This is a genomic window from Streptomyces sp. NPDC058632, from assembly GCF_042717095.1.
Classification (GTDB): Bacteria; Actinomycetota; Actinomycetes; order Streptomycetales; family Streptomycetaceae; genus Streptomyces.
The window spans coordinates 1-15904 of record NZ_JBHXQZ010000137.1 but is presented as its reverse complement, the minus strand read 5'-3'; the positions used below and the strand labels follow the sequence as shown (position 1 = coordinate 15904).

Sequence of the window (15904 nt, the reverse complement as noted above, 5' to 3'; positions counted from 1 at the left end):
GTGACCTCACCGCACGCGCCCCGCGCCCTTCCCCCGTGCGGCTATGCGGCGCCGAACACCTGCCGCTGCCTGCCCAGCCCGTCGATCTCCAGCTCCACCACGTCCCCGGCCCGCAGGAACGGCTTCGGCTCCGGCTGCCCCAGCGCCACTCCCGCCGGCGTACCGGTGTTGATGACGTCCCCCGGGTACAGCGTCATGAACCGGCTGACGTACCGCACGACTTCCCCGACCGGGAAGATCTGCTCGGCGGTCGTCCCGTCCTGCTTCAGCTCGCCGTTGACCCACAGCCGCAGCGCGAGGTTCTGCGGATCGGCGACGTCGTCGGCGGTGACGAGCCACGGCCCGAGCGGGTTGAACGTCTCGCAGTTCTTCCCCTTGTCCCAGGTGCCGCCCCGCTCGATCTGGAACTCCCGCTCGGAGACGTCGTGCGCGACGGCGTACCCGGCGACGTGCGCGAGCCCTTCCTCCGCCGACTCGAGATACCGCGCCGTACGCCCGATCACGACCGCCAGCTCGACCTCCCAGTCGGTCTTCGTGGACCCGCGCGGCACGAGCACGGTGTCGTGCGGCCCGACGACGGTGTCCGCCGCCTTGAAGAAGATCACCGGCTCGGAGGGCGGCTCGGCCCCCGTCTCGCGGGCGTGGTCGTGGTAGTTCAGCCCGATGCAGACGATCTTGCCGATCCGCGCCAGCGGCGGCCCGATGCGCAGTCCCGCCGCATCGAGCGCGGGCAGCTCACCGGCGTCGGCGGCGGCCCGGACGCGGTCGAGCGCCGCCTCGTCGGCGAGCAGTGCCCCGTCGATGTCGGCGACGAGACCCGACAGGTCCCGCAGGGTTCCGCCGGCGTCGAGCAGCGCGGGCCGCTCCTGTCCCGCCGTACCGGCTCGCAGCAGCTTCATGAGACGTCTCTCCCTCGATAACGGGCCCTCCCGACGAACACGACCCGGATGCGGCGGGCGCAGCCATCGGAGGACTGGTCGATCCTCCAAGGCGAGCGCCCGGTCCGCAAGCCCCCGTTCACGTACTGGACCGGGCCGGGTGGGGAGGCCGGGACGGCATCACCGGTAAAGCACCGCCCGCTCCACCACGCCCCACGCCATGCTGGTGACCACGTACAGCGCGGCGGCCAGCGGCACCACGGCCACGGTGACGAGCGTGAAGAACGACAGGAACGGCATCACCTTGACCACCGCACCCGTCCCCGGCACCGCGACGGCTTCCGCGGCGCCGGCGCCCGTACCCGTGCCCGCACCGGTCAAGGCCGAGTTCGCCGCCATCGACTGCTTGGTCAGCCGGTAGCTGAAGGCGGCGACCGCCACCACGACCGCGAACAGCCCGACGTACACGAGCCCCGCCCCGCCGAGCGGGCCCCCGCCCCCCAGCGCGTCGGACCATCGGCCGCCCAGCGGCGCGGTGAACAACTCGTGGCCGAGCAGCTCGTTGGGCCGCCCGCCGATCGTGGCGTTCGAGAACAGGTAGAACAGCAGGAAGAAGGCGGGCAGCTGGAAGAGGCTGGGCAGGATGCCGGCCAGCGGCGACACCTTCTCCCGGGTGTGCAGTTCGAGGAGGGCCCGCTGGAGTTTCTCGGGACTGCGGCCGTACCGGCGCCGCAACTCGGCGATCTTCGGCTGGAGCCGGGTCCTCGCCTTCTGCCCGCGCGCGGCGGCCCGGGACAGGGGGTGGACGAGGAGTCGTACGAACGCGGTGAACAGGACGATCGCGGCGGCGGCCGCGGAGAGGCCGAACAACGGCTGGAGCAGGTCGGCCAGTCGCTCGACCAGGCTGGCGAAAACGGACATGGGTGGTGAGCCCTCCGGGGGTCTCGTCGTGCCGGAACAGAGGAACGCGATGACGGCATGACGACCCGCACGCGGGCACGCGCGGTGAAGGGACTGGAGCCCCGGAAGGACGGGAAGCCCTCACGGACGGCGGATGTGCCGTCCCGCAACCGGTGTGTGTGCCCTTACGCGGCGGTCGCCGGGAGGGCGTGTCCGGGGGCTCGGGGCCGGGTGCGGCCCCTGGCGTCGGGGTCGCGCTGCGGCAGGAAGGCGGTACGCCGGTCACGGTCGCGTATCGCCGTACGCACCCGGGTGGGCGGCACGACGGGCGCGCAGCGGGCCAGGACGACGGCGCACACGGTGAGCGTGGCGGCGGCAGCCGTGGTCGCGGCGAGCGCGACGGTGCCGGAGAGTCCGGAGAGACCGCCGGCGGCCGGCAGCACGAGCAGGAGGACCTGGAGCAGCGGGAGCAGCACGGCGGCCGCGGCGAAGGCACCGCGCACGTCGCCACGACCACGCATCGCGGTACGGATCACTGACGCCCCCTCCCCTGTCGCCTCGCACCCGGCCGAACCGGGCACGGTCCGGCCCTGCCCGTCATCCTAACGTCCGGGCCCGGCACAACAGTTCCGTACGGGGCCGTACGGCTCCGGAGGAGCGACATCTCGCCGTCCGCCGCAGCCGCGCCCACGAGACGCGCCCCACCCCTTCGTACACAGGTTTGAGAAAGGGCTGCGACAACTCTCGACATCCCCGCCCGGCACCCCGATGCTTCATCCGACGACGCATGGCATGCACGCGACAGCAACTCATGACCGGCACCACCGCCCGGTGCCGGGTGAAGCGAAGACGCGGAGACGCAGAGACGTGGAGACGCCATGAACCGGATGATCCGACGCAGAAGCCTGCTCGCCGCGGCCGGCGGGACGGTCCTGGGAAGCGCCCTGGCCACCGGCACCGCCCACGCGGACGCCACCATCGCCGTCGACCCGTCGGCGGCGTTCGGAACCTGGGAGGGCTGGGGCACCTCGCTGGCCTGGTGGGCGAACGTCTTCGGCGGCCGGGACGACTTCGCCGACCTCTTCTTCACCACCCGCTCCGTCCCGTACGGCGGACGGACACTCCCCGGCCTGGGCCTGAACATCGCCCGCTACAACCTCGGCGCGTGCGGCTGGAACAGCGTCGGCGGCGAGACGATGGTGGAGTCCCCCAACATCCCCGGCTTCAAGCAGATCGAGGGCTACTGGCAGGACTGGAACAACGAGGACCCGGCGTCCTCCGCCTGGAAGTGGACGGCGGACGCCACCCAGCGCGCGATGCTGCTCAAGGCCGTACAGCGGGGCGCGGCCACCGAACTGTTCGCCAACTCCCCGATGTGGTGGATGTGTGCCAACCACAACCCGTCCGGAGCGGCCGGCGGCGGCAACAACCTGCAGTCCTGGAACCACCGTCAGCACGCCTCCCACCTGGCCGCCGTCGCCCTGTACGCCCGGAACAACTGGGGCGTGGACTTCGCGACCGTCGACCCCTTCAACGAGCCCAGTTCCGGCTGGTGGACGGCGACGGGCACGCAGGAGGGCTGCCACATCGACGCCTCGACGCAGGCGTCCGTCCTGGCACACCTGCGCACCGAGCTGGACCGGCGGGGCCTGACCGGCTTGCGCATCTCGGCCTCGGACGAGACGGGCTACGACCTCGCGCGGACGACGTGGAACTCCTTCGGCTCCTCCACCCGGGCGCTGGTCGGCCAGGTCAACGTGCACGGCTACCAGGGCTCGGGCGGCCGCCGCGACCTGCTGTACACGGACGTCGTGACCAACGGCCGCAAGACCCTCTGGAACTCGGAGACCGGTGACAGCGACGGCACCGGCATGACCATGGCCGGCAACCTCCTGTACGACTTCCGCTGGCTGCACCCGACGGCCTGGTGCTACTGGCAGGTCATGGACCCGTCACCGGGCTGGGCGATGATCGCGTACGACCCGAACACGCTCCAGCCCGGCGCCGTCCAGCCGAAGTACTACGTGATGGCCCAGTTCAGCCGCCACATCCGCCCCGGCATGACCATCCTCGACACGGGGGCGAGCTACGCGGTGGCCGCCCTGGACCGCGCCGCCCGCCGCCTGGTGATCGTCGCGGCGAACACGTCGACGTCGGCCCAGGCCCTGACGTTCGACCTCTCCCGCTTCTCCTCCGTGACGGGCGGCCCGGGCGGCCTGGTCCCGCGCTGGAACACGGTGACGACGGGCGGCGGCGACCTCTACACGGCCCACTCGGACGCCCGCCTGAACGGCACCTCGGTGAGCGTGCCCTTCGCCCCGAAGTCGGTCCAGACCCTGCAATTCGACGGGGTGACGGTGTGACCGGCGCACCCCCGCCGGCCCCCGTCGGCCCTCGCGGCCCGCCCCTTGCCCCCCGGGCCCCGGTTCACCCTCGGGGAAGCCTCCGGCCCGCGGCCGTCTCCTCCCATGCCACCGGTCGGCAGTACGGTGTCCTCCATGCGCCCCGACACGCCCGCCGAAAACGTCGACCACACCGCCGAAGCGGCACGCCTGGAGCGGACCGCCGGCCTGTATCCCGAGGATGTCGAAGCCCTGCTGCTACGGGCCGCCGCCCATCTCGAACTCTCCGGCGACCGCCCCGCCGCGACCACCCTCTACGACCGGCTGCTGGCCACCGACGCGGAGTTGGAGAGCCCGTACCTGGTCCGCGCCCTGAAGGCCTCGAACCTCTGGGAGTACGGCCACGAGGCGGAGGCCCGCGCCATCATCGACGGCATCCGCACCGCGGCCCCGCGCGACCCGGCTCCCTGGGTGATCGTCGCGGAGTCCCTGGAGGTCCATGACGAGCTGGAGCAGGCGCACGAGACGTTCACCGAGGCGGTACGCCTGCTCCTCACCGACGTGCCGGAGCCTGCGACCGCCACCCACCCGCTCCTCTTCGGCCGCCACCGCGTGCGCAGGATGCTGGGCGCGGCGCACGACGAGTGGGACGCCCTGGCGGACTCCGTACACATCCTGCCGATCACTCTGGACGAACTCCACGACCCGAAGCGCGTCTGGTCGCTGGGCTCGGAGAACCCGGCGGAGCTGGAGGCGGAGATCACCCGTCTGCGGGCGGAGCTGGGCGCGTACCGGACGGCGCTGTCCCGCCCCTTCCCGGTGGCGGTCCTCCACTGGCCGGCGGACGAACTGGCCGAGCTCCTGGAGGCGTGTCCCGCCCTCGCCGGCGAGTACCCGTCGCACGGGGAGCACCTGACCACGATAGAGACGGCCCTGCGCGAACTGGCCGCCTCGGGCACCCCCAACCTGGGCATCGTCACGGGCACCGTCCCCTCGTACGAGGCCTTCGCCGCCTCCGAGGGCACCACCCCCGACGACACCGACCTCCTCCCCCAGTACGCCACCACCCTGGCGGCCCGGGGCCGTGCCCTGCCGTGGCCCCCGCAGCGGTCGGCCACCTGCTGGTGCGGCTCGGGCCGCACGTACGGGGAGTGCCACGGCACGACGGCGGTGTGACGGGGCGCGGTGACAGGGGCGCGGTGACAGGAGCGCGGTGACAGGCGGGTCCCGCCATTGACAGGCTTGGTTAATGAGATTAGCTTTTAGCTAATCGAGTTAGCCAAACCTGGGGGCTGTCATGACCGAACACCTTGCCGTCGACGGCGGCACGATCGCTTACGAAGTGGCGGGCTCCGGCCCGCTGATCGTCCTCGCACACGGCATGGGCGACAGCCGCGCCGCGTACCGCGCCGTGGTCCCGCAGCTGGTGGCGGCGGGTTACCGGGTCGCCGCGGTCGATCTGCGCGGCTGCGGCGAGTCGAGCGTCGACTGGCCGGCCTGGAGCCGTACCGCCGTCGCCGGCGACCTGCTCGCCGTGATCCGCCACCTGGGCGGCCCGGCCGTGCTCGTCGGCCACTCGTTCTCCGGCGGCGCCGCCACCATCGCCGCCGCGCAGGAGCCCTCGTTGGTCACCGCGGTGGTCGAGCTGGCGCCGTTCACCCGGGGGCAGTCGATCCGCCTCGGCGACCTGCGGGTGAAACGCTTCCGCCGGGGCATGCTGCGGCTGTTCGGCGCGGGCGTGTTCGGCAGCGTGCCGCTGTGGCGCTCGTACCTCGAGGTGGCCTACCCCGGTGTGAAGCCGGCCGGCTGGGCCGAGCGGCTCGGCCGCATCGACTCCCTGCTGCGCGAGCCGGGCCGGATGAAGGCCCTGCAGGGCATGGGCCGCTGTGCCCCGACCGACGCCGGCGCGCAGCTCGGCGCCGTCCGCTGCCCGGTCCTGGTCGTGATGGGCACGCTCGACCCCGACTGGGCCGACCCGTACGCCGAGGGTTCGGCGGTCGTCGACGCCCTGCCGTCCGGCCTCGGCCGTCTCGAGATGATCGAGGGCGCCGGGCACTACCCGCACGACCAGTTCCCCGACCGGGTGGTGTCGCTCGTGCTCGCCTTCCTCCGCTCGGACGCCGCCCGTGCCTAGGGCCGGCCTGGACCCGGAGACCGTGGTCGCGGCCGGTGCCGCCCTCGCCGACGAGGTGGGCCTCGCCCACCTGACGATGGGTCTGCTCGCCGAGCGACTGGGCGTGCGCACCCCTTCCCTGTACAAGCACGTGGGCGGTCAGGAGGACCTCAACCGGCGCATCGCGGCCCTGGCGTACGTCGAGGCCGCCGACGCCGTCGGCGACGCGATCCGGGGATACGCGGGCCGCGACGCCCTGGCGGCCGCGGCACACGCCTTCCGCGTCTTCGTCCTGGAGCACCCCGGCCGGTACGCCGCGACGATCGGCGTGGAGCCGTCCGGCCCGGACGACCCGGTCGCCACCGCGGGCCGGCGGCTGCTGGACGCGTTCACGGCGGTCCTGCGCGGCTACGAGATCGAGGAAGCCGATGTGAACCACGCCCTGCGCCTGCTCCGCAGCCTCTACCACGGCTTCGCCACGCTGCAGGTGGCCAACGGCTTCCAGTGGAGCACCGACATCGACGAGAGCTTCGAGTGGCTGATCACCTTCACCGACCGCGGCCTGCGCGCCCTGTGAAAACCGCACGCCCTGTGAGAACGCGGCCGTCACCGCCGTGACCGTAGCCGGAGCGCCACAGCGCTCAGCCCAGGCGGGCGGCGCCGTCCGGCCACACCACGTCCACCGGGAGCCCCGCCGCCCGCGCTTCGAGAACCGTGTCGGCGGTACCGCCGCCCCTGCCGGTGGGCGGTTCACCGTCCCATACGGCGACGAGCCGGTCGGCGCGTTCGACGAGCACGGCGTTGGCGGCCTCGTACGCCTGCCGGGCGGCCGTTTCGTACGGGAGGACGAGGACCTCCCCGGCGGCTTCGACGAGGCGGTCGAAGAGGGCGGCGTCATCCGGCTTGACCTTGTTCCGCCGGTAGTCCCGGGAGGGGATGACGACGATGAGGCGCCCGCCGGCGGCGAGGACGGCTTCGGCGAAGAGGGAGTCGGAGCCCTTGGCGATACAGGAGACACCGACGAGATCGCCGTCACCGGCGTACTGCCCGAGCAGGTCGTCCAGGGCGAGGCGGACCAGAGGCACACTGCCCTCGGTCAGGTGAATATGCCCGGTCACCGCGATGGTCGTCACAGTCGTCGCTCTCCTTCTCAGGTCGATAGCAGGCCGCGGATCGTATCGCGGGCTTCGCGCAGGGGGCGGGCCGCGTTGTTGCCCACGGTGTACGGATAGAGCTCGCTGAGCTGTGCGCGCACACGGCTGGAGCGTGTGGCACGCGCGGCCTCCACCGCGCGGTGGGTTTCTTCCACTGCGCCGGTGATGTCACCGAGCAGGAAGTGACACTGTGCCAGTCCGATGCGGTCCAGAGCATGGCTGCGGCTGGCCTCGGGACCGCGCCGGGACAGAGCCTGACGGATTTCGGTGGCAGCGGCTTCGGCGTGCTGTTGGGGATTCTGGCGGGCGAGGTCGAGGAGCCGACCTCCAATGGTGCCGGCGAGTTCGGCCTCGTCGAAGTAGGCGATCCAGTAGGGCTCTTCGTCCTGTTCGGCGCTGGTGAGGGATTCGGCTGCCTGGGCGGTCGCTCGTTGGAAGGCGGCGGTGCGCCCCATGGCCGCGTACGCCCATGCCTCCCGGGTGTGGAGCATGGCCCGCACTCTGGGGCCGGTCACGTGCCGGGCACCGTCCTGGGCAAGACGGATCAGCTCGAGGGCGTCTTGGGGCCGGTCGCGGTAGAGCATCTGGCGGGCCATGCCCGCCAGGACATTGGCACCGAAGACCTTGTCGTCACCGGCGTGGGAGGAGCGCAGGGCCAGAAGGTAGTAGTTCTGGGCACGGCGCTGGAGTCCCGTGTCCCAGGCCATCGTGGCTGCCGTTCCTGCCAATTGGGCCATCACCCTGTACAGACGCTGTTCGACCTTGGGTGACTGCTGTTCGTCGAGGTGGGCGGCGACCTCACTGAGCTGACCCAGCACGGCCTTGCGGCGCAGACCACCACCGTACTTGTGGTCCCAGGCCCGGAACGCGCGAGCGGTGGACTCCAGCTCCTCGGCCTCCCGTGCCCCGAGCCGCCCCCGACGGCGCGGCCGGACAGCGGAGCCGGTGGGCTGAATCCATCCCTCCAAGGGGTCGAGCAGGGCAGCGCCGATGACGGCGGCCCCAGCCAGGGCGCGGGCCGCCGCGCGTCGGTCCATCACGAGATCACTCCTCGTCAGGTTCGCAGCCAGGTCCACGGTGACATCGGACCCCCAAGGGACCTCATCGGTGCTGAGTCGTTCACCCTCCGGCCCCGAGCGGAGATCCTCCTGGGCCGGCCAGGTTTCCCAGACACGTGGGGCGAGCCCGAGAAGGCGGCCCGGGATCCGAAGCCCGTCGGAGATGCGGCAGATGACCTCGAAGCTGGTGACCTGCTGCTGGCCGCTGATGATCGTGGAGACCTTGCCCGGGGTGAGGTGGCAGGCGGAGGCGATGCGGTTCTGGGACAGGCCGCCATACTTCTTGATCAGGGTGAAGACGGCTGCGAAGTCGTGCTCTGCCAGGGCTCGCCGGAGATCCTCGCGTTCGAGGAGGTCAGGAGCGAGAGGGCCGGGGGTGGTGGCGTCCATCGGGCCAACTTCCGATTCGATCGTAGGCGCGATCAAGTTTCGTACGAAGGCATGAACGAGTGTCTTCCCGCCTCGGTAACACCCGCTGGTCATACCGCCGTTGCCGAGGTTCGGACACGCTTGGTGAGAGCCCGAATTTTTCGGTGACCGACCTCGAAGGTTTGGGCGACCAAATACCAGCGGACGGAGGAGAGCCACAACCTTGCACTCACAACAACCCCGCCGGTTCCGGGCGGCCTGGTCGAGGCGGCTGTACGGGCCGATCCTCTTCGCCGCCGGCGAGTACTGGGCGCCGTTCACGCCGAAGCCGACGGTCGCGTACGCGCAGTGCGCATCCTCGAAGCATCAGACACCCCTGTGGAACCAATGCTGCACGGCCAGGGCAGAGGTCAAGCGTAAGAGGCCCTCAGCGCACCCGAACGCGGTATCCGCGCACTCAGCTGCACAAAAGTCCGTGGCAGCCGAGTGCGGGGGTCCCGCGCTCCCTCGCCCACGCTTCCCGTGGGCGGCCCAACCACCTCTCGGAGGTACTGCAATGGCGACCATGACGACTGGACTGGCTCCGATCACCGGAGACGACTGGGAGCTCACCATCGCGATCACGGACTCGCCGTCCCTGGAGAACGACGACTGCGACACCAGTGACGGATGCGAGTCCACCTGCGCCTCCTCCTGCACGAGCTGACCAGCCCACTCGAACCGGTGCGGGCCGGACCCGCTTCCGGCCCGCACCGAACTGGCCGAACGGGGACCACGATGACGCAGACCAGACAGCTCCAACGCGGTAATGCGCTCCTGCTGCGTGCCGCTGTGCTTCCGCTCACTGCCCAGCACACCCGGTGGCCCGACTCCGCCGATCCGGCCGACTGCCGCCGTTGGCTTGCTGACGTGTGGGCCCTCCCGCCCTTCGCAGCTGCGGTGCGGGGCGCGTCCCCACACCTCGCTCGCGCCGTCGACCACATCCTTGAAGGGGGCGTTGTCCGGCCGAAGCAGGTACGGAAGGCGACTACGGCGGTCGCCCGGTACCTCTTACGTGCCGCCGGACGTCCCACACCGTTCGGGCTGTTCGCCGGTGTGACCACCGCGGAGTGCGGTCCGGCCGAAGGCCGAGTGGGCATCGGCCACCACGTCACTGCTCGTCCGGACACACTCTGGCTCGACCATGTCCGCCGGGACCTCCAACGGCGACCGGACGTTCTGTCCCACCTGCCCCTTCAGGTCAACGACATGGTGGTGCGGCACGGCGACGTCCTGGTGCGGCCCCTGTCCGGCGGACGCACTGCGAGTACCATCGTCTCCCGGCCTCTCGCCACCATCCTCGCGCTGGCCGCACATCCTGCTCCGTGCCTGGAGATCATCGATCAGTTGATCGCGCTGGGCGGAACGGTCGAGCAGATCACACGGCTCCTCGCGGACATGCTGGACGCGGGCTTCCTGATCAGCGGCATGTCGGCACCCCTGACGGACCCCGATCCCTTGGGACACCTGCTACGAGTTCTGCGTCCACTCGCAGACCGTCTGAAGCCCGAAACACACGATCTGCTAGACCACTTGGAAGACATATGGCGTCTGCTCGCCGAACACAACATGGCAGACGACCTCGCCGCCCGGCAGGAACTGCGCGATACAGCTGAGACACGCATGAGCGGCATCAGGGACCAAGGCCGGGTGCGGCTCAGCGTGGACCTGCAGCTCGACGCCACGGTCCGCGTTCCGGCACCAGTACTTGAGGAGGCCGAGCGCGCTGCGGAAGCACTGCTCCGGCTGACCCGGAACGTGGGGGAGAAGCCCTTGTGGGCGGCTTACCACGGTCTGTTCTGGGAGCGGTACGGCGCCGGCAGCTTGGTTCCGCTGCGGGACGCGGTCGATCTGGCCGCCGGGGTGGGCCTGCCGGCCGGCTTCCCGATGTCAGTGTGGCCCGAGCCCTCGTCAAAGACCCTTCCACGCGATGAGCTGCTGATGGCCAAGGCGTGGCAGGCCGCGCTCACCGGCGCCCGGGAGATCCGGTTCACAGACTCGGACATCGATGAGGTGTGCGCCCGTACCAGCCGTGACGACCCGGCCATCGCCCCACACGTCGAGATGGCAGTGCGGGTACAGGCGTCGTCGACACAGGCACTGGACCACGGTGACTTCACCGTGTCCGTACGTCCCGCCTGGAGCACCGGCACCCTCACCGGCCGGTTCGCCACCGCCCTCCCGGACAGCGGCCTCGACGAGGTGTACCGGCTGCTGCCCACCCTGGTGGACGGCGCGCTGTTGGCCCAGCTCTCTTTCGCCCCGGTCCATCCACATGCCGAGAACGTGGCCCGCACCCCCGCCCTGCTGCCGTACGTGATCCCTGTCGGCGAGCACCGGGTCCCCGCCGACAACCTGATCCCGCTCGACGACCTGGCGGTGCTGTCGACCAGCAAGCGGATGCACCTCGTCAGCCTCTCGCGGCGCCGCGTCGTCGAGCCGGTCATCCTGCACCCACTCTCGCTGGAGAAGCAGGCTCCGCCGATCGCCCAGTTCATCGCGCTCCTCAACCGCGGCTTCGCCACCGCCTGGACTCAATTCGACTGGGGCCCCCTTGCAGCCGGAATGCCTCATCTGCCTCGAGTCCGCTACCACAAGACAATCCTCTCTCCGGCCCGCTGGCGCCTGGACGCTGCCAACCTCCCGGCCGGTCCTTTCCAGCCCTCATGGCAGGCGGCATTGACCGACTGGGCACGGACGTGGAAGTGCCCGCAGCTGCTTGAACTCCGCGACGATGACCGCACCTTGCGCCTTGATGTGGGTGAGCCGCTGCACGCACGGCTTCTCCACAGCCATCTCCGACGCCACGGCAACGCCGAACTGCTCGAAACCCCCGACCCAAGAGACTTCGGCTGGATCGGCCACGCCCACGAATTCACCCTGCCGCTCACCTCCACCCGGCCGCCCCTGCCTCACCCCGACCTGACGACGGCCCCGGTCGTGACCAACCGGATACTGCCAATGCCTGGAGACAACCGACAGCGATGGGCGCAGGCCAAGCTGTTCACCCACCCAACGGTCATGGATCAGATCCTTACCCGCCGCCTGCCCAATCTCCTCGAATCGCTGGGCGGACCCGAAAGCTGGTACGTGCGCTACCGCACCGGGCAGGAAGAGGACCACCTTCGGCTGCGCATTGCCGCCCACGGCCCGGAGGAGCACTCAACTGTCACCCGGGCCGTCGCCCGCTGGGCTGCGCGGCTGCAGAGCGAGGCGCTCGTCTCCCGGCTCGTCTTCGACGGCTACCGACCAGAGTTCGGCCGCTACGGCACGGGACCTGCCCTGGAGGCCGCCGAGATTGTATTCGTCGCAGACAGCAACGCGGCCCGGTACGCGCTCACCGACCTGGCTGACCTGGACCGGCAGGTGGTGTGCGCACTCGGAATGATCGACACCGCACGTGGGCTCCTCGGCGACGAGGAAGGCATCCGCTGGCTGGCCATCACACCTGCACGTGGCACGGGCCTGGTCGCTGTCACCCGCCAGACGCTTCACCGTGTCCGCACCGGAGCACTCACGGAAGTCCCTGACGTGACTGTCCGCCTGACCGGCGCGTACGAGCGATGTCGCTCCGCCCTCGCCACGTACCGGTCTCATCTCACTCATGAGCAGGTCGGCCCCGTGCTGGAGTCACTGCTGCACATGCACCACAACCGGATCATGGGCCCGGACCGGGAAGCCGAGGCAGCCTGCCGCCATGCTGCACGTCAGGCATGCCACTCCCTCCTGACGCAGGGGACAACCCGGTGAACGGCCTCGTGCACGACCTGGGCAGAGGTCTGGCCGGAACAGCCCTTTATCAAGCGGTTCTCGCCCAGGGCAGCGGACAGTGGGACACGATGCACACCACCGCAAGAACTCTGGCCGGGCAACCGGCCGCCACCCATCCCGCCGGCGCGAGCCTCTATCGCGGAGCACCGGCCGTGGCTTACGTCCTCCATGTAGCCGGCCACCCGGCCTACCGCTCCGCACTCGACCACCTCGACAACCTGCTCGCCGCACTCGTACGTACACGGCTCGCGGACGCGAACCGCCGTATCGACGCGGGCAGCCCACCGCGCATGCGGGAGTACGACCTGATCTCCGGCCTGACCGGACTGGGTGCACTGCTTCTGCGCCGAGGCAGGCACGCGGAACTGCTCAATAATGTCCTGCACTATGTGGTGCGGATCATGCAACAACCGGTCACGGTCAACGGCGAGGAACTACCAGGGTGGTGGACCTCGGACAGCCCGAGCGGTCGGCCCGGCCCCGCCTGGCCGGCAGGGCACGGAAACTTCGGCATGGCACACGGTGTCGCCGGGCCCATCGCTCTCCTCGCCCTGAGCACACGCGCCGGGCACACCGTGGCCGGCCAGCACCAGGCCCTGACGCAGGGCTGCCGCCTGCTGGAACAGCGAGCGCACTACCTCACCAACGGCAGCCCCACCTGGCCGGAGACCGTCACCCTCGACGAATGGATCAACAGGTCACGCACGCCGAAGCGCCCCGGTAGACCATCGTGGTGCTATGGCACACCCGGCATCGCCCGCGCCCTGCAACTTGCCGCAATCGCATGCTCACGTACGACGACCCGGCGCCTGGCCGAGGACGCCCTCACGACCTGTGCCGCCGACCCCGAACAACTCGCCCGCGTTGACAACGCCACGGTCTGCCACGGCTGGGCCGGACTCTGCCTCGCCGCAGAACGCTCAGCCGCCGACACCGCGCAGGACAGTGCGCTGCGGCACGTTCTGCCATCCCTCCGCTCCCGCTTCGCCACCCACGTCGCCATGCACCCGCTGCCAGACACCTCCGGACTCCTGACCGGTACCGACGGGATTCTCCTCGCACTCCATGCCCTCAACCCCGCCCACCCCGTTGCCACGGGGTGGGAAACCTGCCTCCTCCTCGACTGAAAGAGCCAAGGTGAACAGCACTCCCGCCCTCGACGACCTGCGCAACCGACTCGTGGACGAGATCGTCGCCAAGCGCCCCCTGCCAACTCCGATCGAGCAGGCCCTGCGCACCGTCCGCCGCGACCTCCATCTGCCGGGCCTCGACCCGGCCACCGCATACACCAACCGGGCCGTTACCATCAAGAACAACCCCAACGGCCCGCTCGCCCTCTCCTGCGCCTCCGTGCCATCCACCGTCGCGATGATGCTCGACCAGCTCGCCCCACAGCCCGGCGACCACATCCTGGAGATCGGCGCCGGCACCGGATACAACGCCGCCCTCCTCGCCGAACTCGTCGGCCCCGAGGGGCAGATCACCACCATTGACATCGACCCCGACATCGCCCTGCACGCACGCCAGGCCCTCAACCGCACCGGCTACGAACACGTCAGGGTCATGGAGCGCGACGGCCTGAAGGGAGCACCCGAGCACGCCCCCTACACCCGGATCATCGCCACCGTCGGCCTCTGGGACGTCCCAGCCAGTTGGTGGCATCAACTCGCGGAAGGGGGACGCCTCGTACTCCCGCTCCGCTGGCGCGGCCAGACCCGCTCCGTCGCCCTGACCCGCCACGGCGACACCCTCGTCTCCGACGACATGGAACTCTGCGGCTTCGTCCCCATCGTCGGCCAGCACGGCGAACGCGCCACCGAACTGGCCGACGGCGCCGTCCGCCTGCACCATGACCAGGACCAGCCCATCGACCTCGACGAACTCGCCGAGGTCTTCTCCGGCCCACTCACCGAACTGTGGTCACAGGCCCGGGTCGGCAACGAGGAAACCTTCGACGGCATCTGGCTGCGGGCCACTGCCTCCGACAGCGCCGTCTGCCGAATCGAAGTCACCAACAAGGCACTGGACGAGGGTGTACGGCGTCCCACCATCCCTGGTCGGAGTCCCGCCCTCGTATCCGGCAGCTCCATCGCGTTCCTGATCGCCGAACGCGACAACGCCGATCTCGAACGACCGTCACGACTTGGCGCCGCCGCCTACGGACCTGATGCAAAGGCCCTGGCACACAACTTGATCGCCCACATCACCGCTTGGAGCACCGACCGCACCGCAGCACCACGCTTGATCATTCATCCGGCAGGTACCCCGGACAGCGAGCTTCCGAAGGGGCACGTCATCGGCAAGGCGGACAGCCGCATAATGCTGTTCTTCACCGGGACGAATGCTTAGGGACCTGTCCGGTCGCGGAGATCGTCGGCCGTGATCAGATCGATGAACCACCGGGCCTGTCCCTTAGCCGGTTCGTCCCGGGGGGGGGGGGACGGACAGGTCGAAAGTGAAGCCGGAACCGTTCGCCGATGTGTTCCGCCGGCATCGGTCGGGGACGTTCCCCGAGCCCGTCCGCCAACAACAGTTCGTCGGCCTGACCAGGATGCCGCTCGGTCTGATTCTCATCGCGCTGGCGCAGCTCGGGCGCACGTACGGGGAGTGCCATGGCACGACGGCGGACGAAGAGCCGGACCTGGATGCGGCCGTGGGCCCGAACCGGGCCGTGCGCCCCTCGCCGGCCGGGGCGAGGGGCGCACGGGGTGGTCCGGCGGTGGAGGCCGGCCGCTTCCGGTTCTACTTCGCCAGGAAGGCGAGGAGGGCGTCGGTGACTTCCTGAATGTGGGTCCACAGCAGGCCGTGCGGGGCGCCGTTGACGACGGCGGACGCCTTGGACTCCTGCTCGGCGATATACGTGCCCTACGTGTCTGCGCCCCCTCGGTAGGCATGTCACCTGCAGATCTACTTGACAAGGGTAGATAACGGCTTCCATGCGCGGATAGTTATGCCGCCTCAAGCCCACCAGGCCGCCCCGCACTCCCGACCCCGGCCCTCGCTCCCCGCAGCTCGGCCACCCAGCCGTCCAACGGACCCAAGAGCATCAGCCCTCCCGAGGAGGCACCGACTTCGTCCCCCGGTCAAGGCAATGAGGCACCGCACGTCCAACCCCCACCGACGCATGGAAAACGGCCAGACGCCCCACCCTCAAGGGCGAGACCGACCGCTCCCATACTCGCTAATACTCCAGCCGTAGATCGTGATCTCGATGGTGAGTGGCGCCTCTCCGCCTACCCGAGTTCACCGAGACGGAGGGCGTCCCTTATTTCGCTGAGCT

The 15904-nt window shown here is 70.2% G+C and carries 14 protein-coding genes; 9 read left to right on the top strand and 5 right to left on the bottom strand.

Annotation, left to right across the window (positions count from 1 at the left end; genetic code table 11):
- Window positions 1–41: 41 nt before the first annotated feature.
- The 3 genes from ACFWVE_RS32865 to ACFWVE_RS32855 all read right to left on the bottom strand — a co-directional run bounded on the left by ACFWVE_RS32865 (window position 42) and on the right by ACFWVE_RS32855 (window position 2299).
- Window positions 42–899 (bottom strand): fumarylacetoacetate hydrolase family protein, encoded by an 858-nt coding sequence (locus ACFWVE_RS32865; protein WP_384022191.1) that lies wholly within the window; start codon window positions 897–899, stop codon window positions 42–44.
- Window positions 900–1058: 159 nt separating this feature from the next.
- Complete coding sequence (locus ACFWVE_RS32860; protein ID WP_384022187.1) at window positions 1059–1799, bottom strand: YidC/Oxa1 family membrane protein insertase; 741 nt, start codon at window positions 1797–1799, stop codon at window positions 1059–1061.
- A 164-nt stretch (window positions 1800–1963) separates the two neighbouring features.
- Window positions 1964–2299, bottom strand: a complete 336-nt coding sequence (locus ACFWVE_RS32855; protein WP_384022199.1) for a DUF6412 domain-containing protein — start codon at window positions 2297–2299, stop codon at window positions 1964–1966.
- A gap of 366 nt (window positions 2300–2665) precedes the next feature.
- Here ACFWVE_RS32855 and ACFWVE_RS32850 point away from each other — a divergent pair, with 366 nt between their 5' ends.
- The 4 genes from ACFWVE_RS32850 to ACFWVE_RS32835 all read left to right on the top strand — a co-directional run bounded on the left by ACFWVE_RS32850 (window position 2666) and on the right by ACFWVE_RS32835 (window position 6810).
- Entirely contained in the window at window positions 2666–4141 is a 1476-nt protein-coding gene (locus tag ACFWVE_RS32850; RefSeq protein ID WP_384022196.1) for a glycoside hydrolase, read from the top strand.
- Between the two features lie 135 nt (window positions 4142–4276).
- A complete protein-coding gene (locus tag ACFWVE_RS32845) occupies window positions 4277–5296 on the top strand; it encodes an SEC-C metal-binding domain-containing protein (RefSeq protein WP_384022184.1) in 1020 nt (339 codons plus the stop codon).
- Window positions 5297–5417: 121 nt separating this feature from the next.
- Window positions 5418–6254, top strand: a complete 837-nt coding sequence (locus ACFWVE_RS32840) for an alpha/beta fold hydrolase (protein WP_384022181.1) — start codon at window positions 5418–5420, stop codon at window positions 6252–6254.
- Window positions 6255–6276: 22 nt separating this feature from the next.
- The gene (locus ACFWVE_RS32835; protein ID WP_384022193.1) at window positions 6277–6810 is read left to right on the top strand and encodes a TetR/AcrR family transcriptional regulator; all 534 of its coding nucleotides are present in this window, start codon (window positions 6277–6279) and stop codon (window positions 6808–6810) included.
- A 64-nt stretch (window positions 6811–6874) separates the two neighbouring features.
- Here the strand turns inward: ACFWVE_RS32835 and ACFWVE_RS32830 are convergent, their stop codons facing one another.
- Together ACFWVE_RS32830 and ACFWVE_RS32825 are read right to left on the bottom strand one after the other, a co-directional pair.
- Window positions 6875–7366 carry a hypothetical protein gene (locus ACFWVE_RS32830; RefSeq protein ID WP_384022179.1) on the bottom strand — a complete coding sequence of 164 codons (492 nt, stop codon included), beginning with the start codon at window positions 7364–7366 and terminating at the stop codon, window positions 6875–6877.
- A 17-nt stretch (window positions 7367–7383) separates the two neighbouring features.
- Entirely contained in the window at window positions 7384–8835 is a 1452-nt protein-coding gene (locus tag ACFWVE_RS32825) for a hypothetical protein (protein ID WP_384022176.1), read from the bottom strand.
- A gap of 544 nt (window positions 8836–9379) precedes the next feature.
- Between ACFWVE_RS32825 and ACFWVE_RS32820 the strand changes: the two genes are divergently transcribed.
- From ACFWVE_RS32820 to ACFWVE_RS32800, 5 genes are all read left to right on the top strand, one after another.
- Window positions 9380–9520 (top strand): hypothetical protein, encoded by a 141-nt coding sequence (locus tag ACFWVE_RS32820; RefSeq protein WP_384022173.1) that lies wholly within the window; start codon window positions 9380–9382, stop codon window positions 9518–9520.
- Window positions 9484–12603, top strand: coding sequence for a lantibiotic dehydratase (locus ACFWVE_RS32815; RefSeq protein ID WP_384022170.1), 3120 nt, complete (start codon window positions 9484–9486; stop codon window positions 12601–12603). The genes ACFWVE_RS32820 and ACFWVE_RS32815 overlap by 37 nt, the downstream gene beginning before the upstream one ends.
- Entirely contained in the window at window positions 12600–13751 is a 1152-nt protein-coding gene (locus tag ACFWVE_RS32810; RefSeq protein ID WP_384022167.1) for a lanthionine synthetase C family protein, read from the top strand. Before ACFWVE_RS32815 ends, ACFWVE_RS32810 begins: the two co-directional genes overlap by 4 nt.
- Before the next feature lie 10 nt (window positions 13752–13761).
- On the top strand, window positions 13762–14973 hold the full coding sequence (gene fxlM, locus ACFWVE_RS32805; RefSeq protein ID WP_384022164.1) for a methyltransferase, FxLD system: 1212 nt from the start codon (window positions 13762–13764) through the stop codon (window positions 14971–14973).
- 106 nt (window positions 14974–15079) lie between these two features.
- Window positions 15080–15409, top strand: a complete 330-nt coding sequence (locus tag ACFWVE_RS32800; RefSeq protein WP_384022161.1) for a hypothetical protein — start codon at window positions 15080–15082, stop codon at window positions 15407–15409.
- Window positions 15410–15904 lie beyond the last annotated feature (495 nt).

What these genes read in the sequence shown, in the direction of transcription:
- ACFWVE_RS32840 (WP_384022181.1), top strand. Translation starts at nt 5,418, where the DNA reads ATGACCGAACACCTTGCCGTCGACGGCGGCACGATCGCTTACGAAGTG.
- ACFWVE_RS32860 (WP_384022187.1), bottom strand. Translation starts at nt 1,799, where the DNA reads ATGTCCGTTTTCGCCAGCCTGGTCGAGCGACTGGCCGACCTGCTCCAG.
- ACFWVE_RS32850 (WP_384022196.1), top strand. Translation starts at nt 2,666, where the DNA reads ATGATCCGACGCAGAAGCCTGCTCGCCGCGGCCGGCGGGACGGTCCTG.
- ACFWVE_RS32845 (WP_384022184.1), top strand. Translation starts at nt 4,277, where the DNA reads ATGCGCCCCGACACGCCCGCCGAAAACGTCGACCACACCGCCGAAGCG.
- ACFWVE_RS32865 (WP_384022191.1), bottom strand. Translation starts at nt 899, where the DNA reads ATGAAGCTGCTGCGAGCCGGTACGGCGGGACAGGAGCGGCCCGCGCTG.
- ACFWVE_RS32825 (WP_384022176.1), bottom strand. Translation starts at nt 8,835, where the DNA reads ATGGACGCCACCACCCCCGGCCCTCTCGCTCCTGACCTCCTCGAACGC.
- ACFWVE_RS32855 (WP_384022199.1), bottom strand. Translation starts at nt 2,299, where the DNA reads ATGCGTGGTCGTGGCGACGTGCGCGGTGCCTTCGCCGCGGCCGCCGTG.
- ACFWVE_RS32820 (WP_384022173.1), top strand. Translation starts at nt 9,380, where the DNA reads ATGACGACTGGACTGGCTCCGATCACCGGAGACGACTGGGAGCTCACC.
- ACFWVE_RS32815 (WP_384022170.1), top strand. Translation starts at nt 9,484, where the DNA reads ATGCGAGTCCACCTGCGCCTCCTCCTGCACGAGCTGACCAGCCCACTC.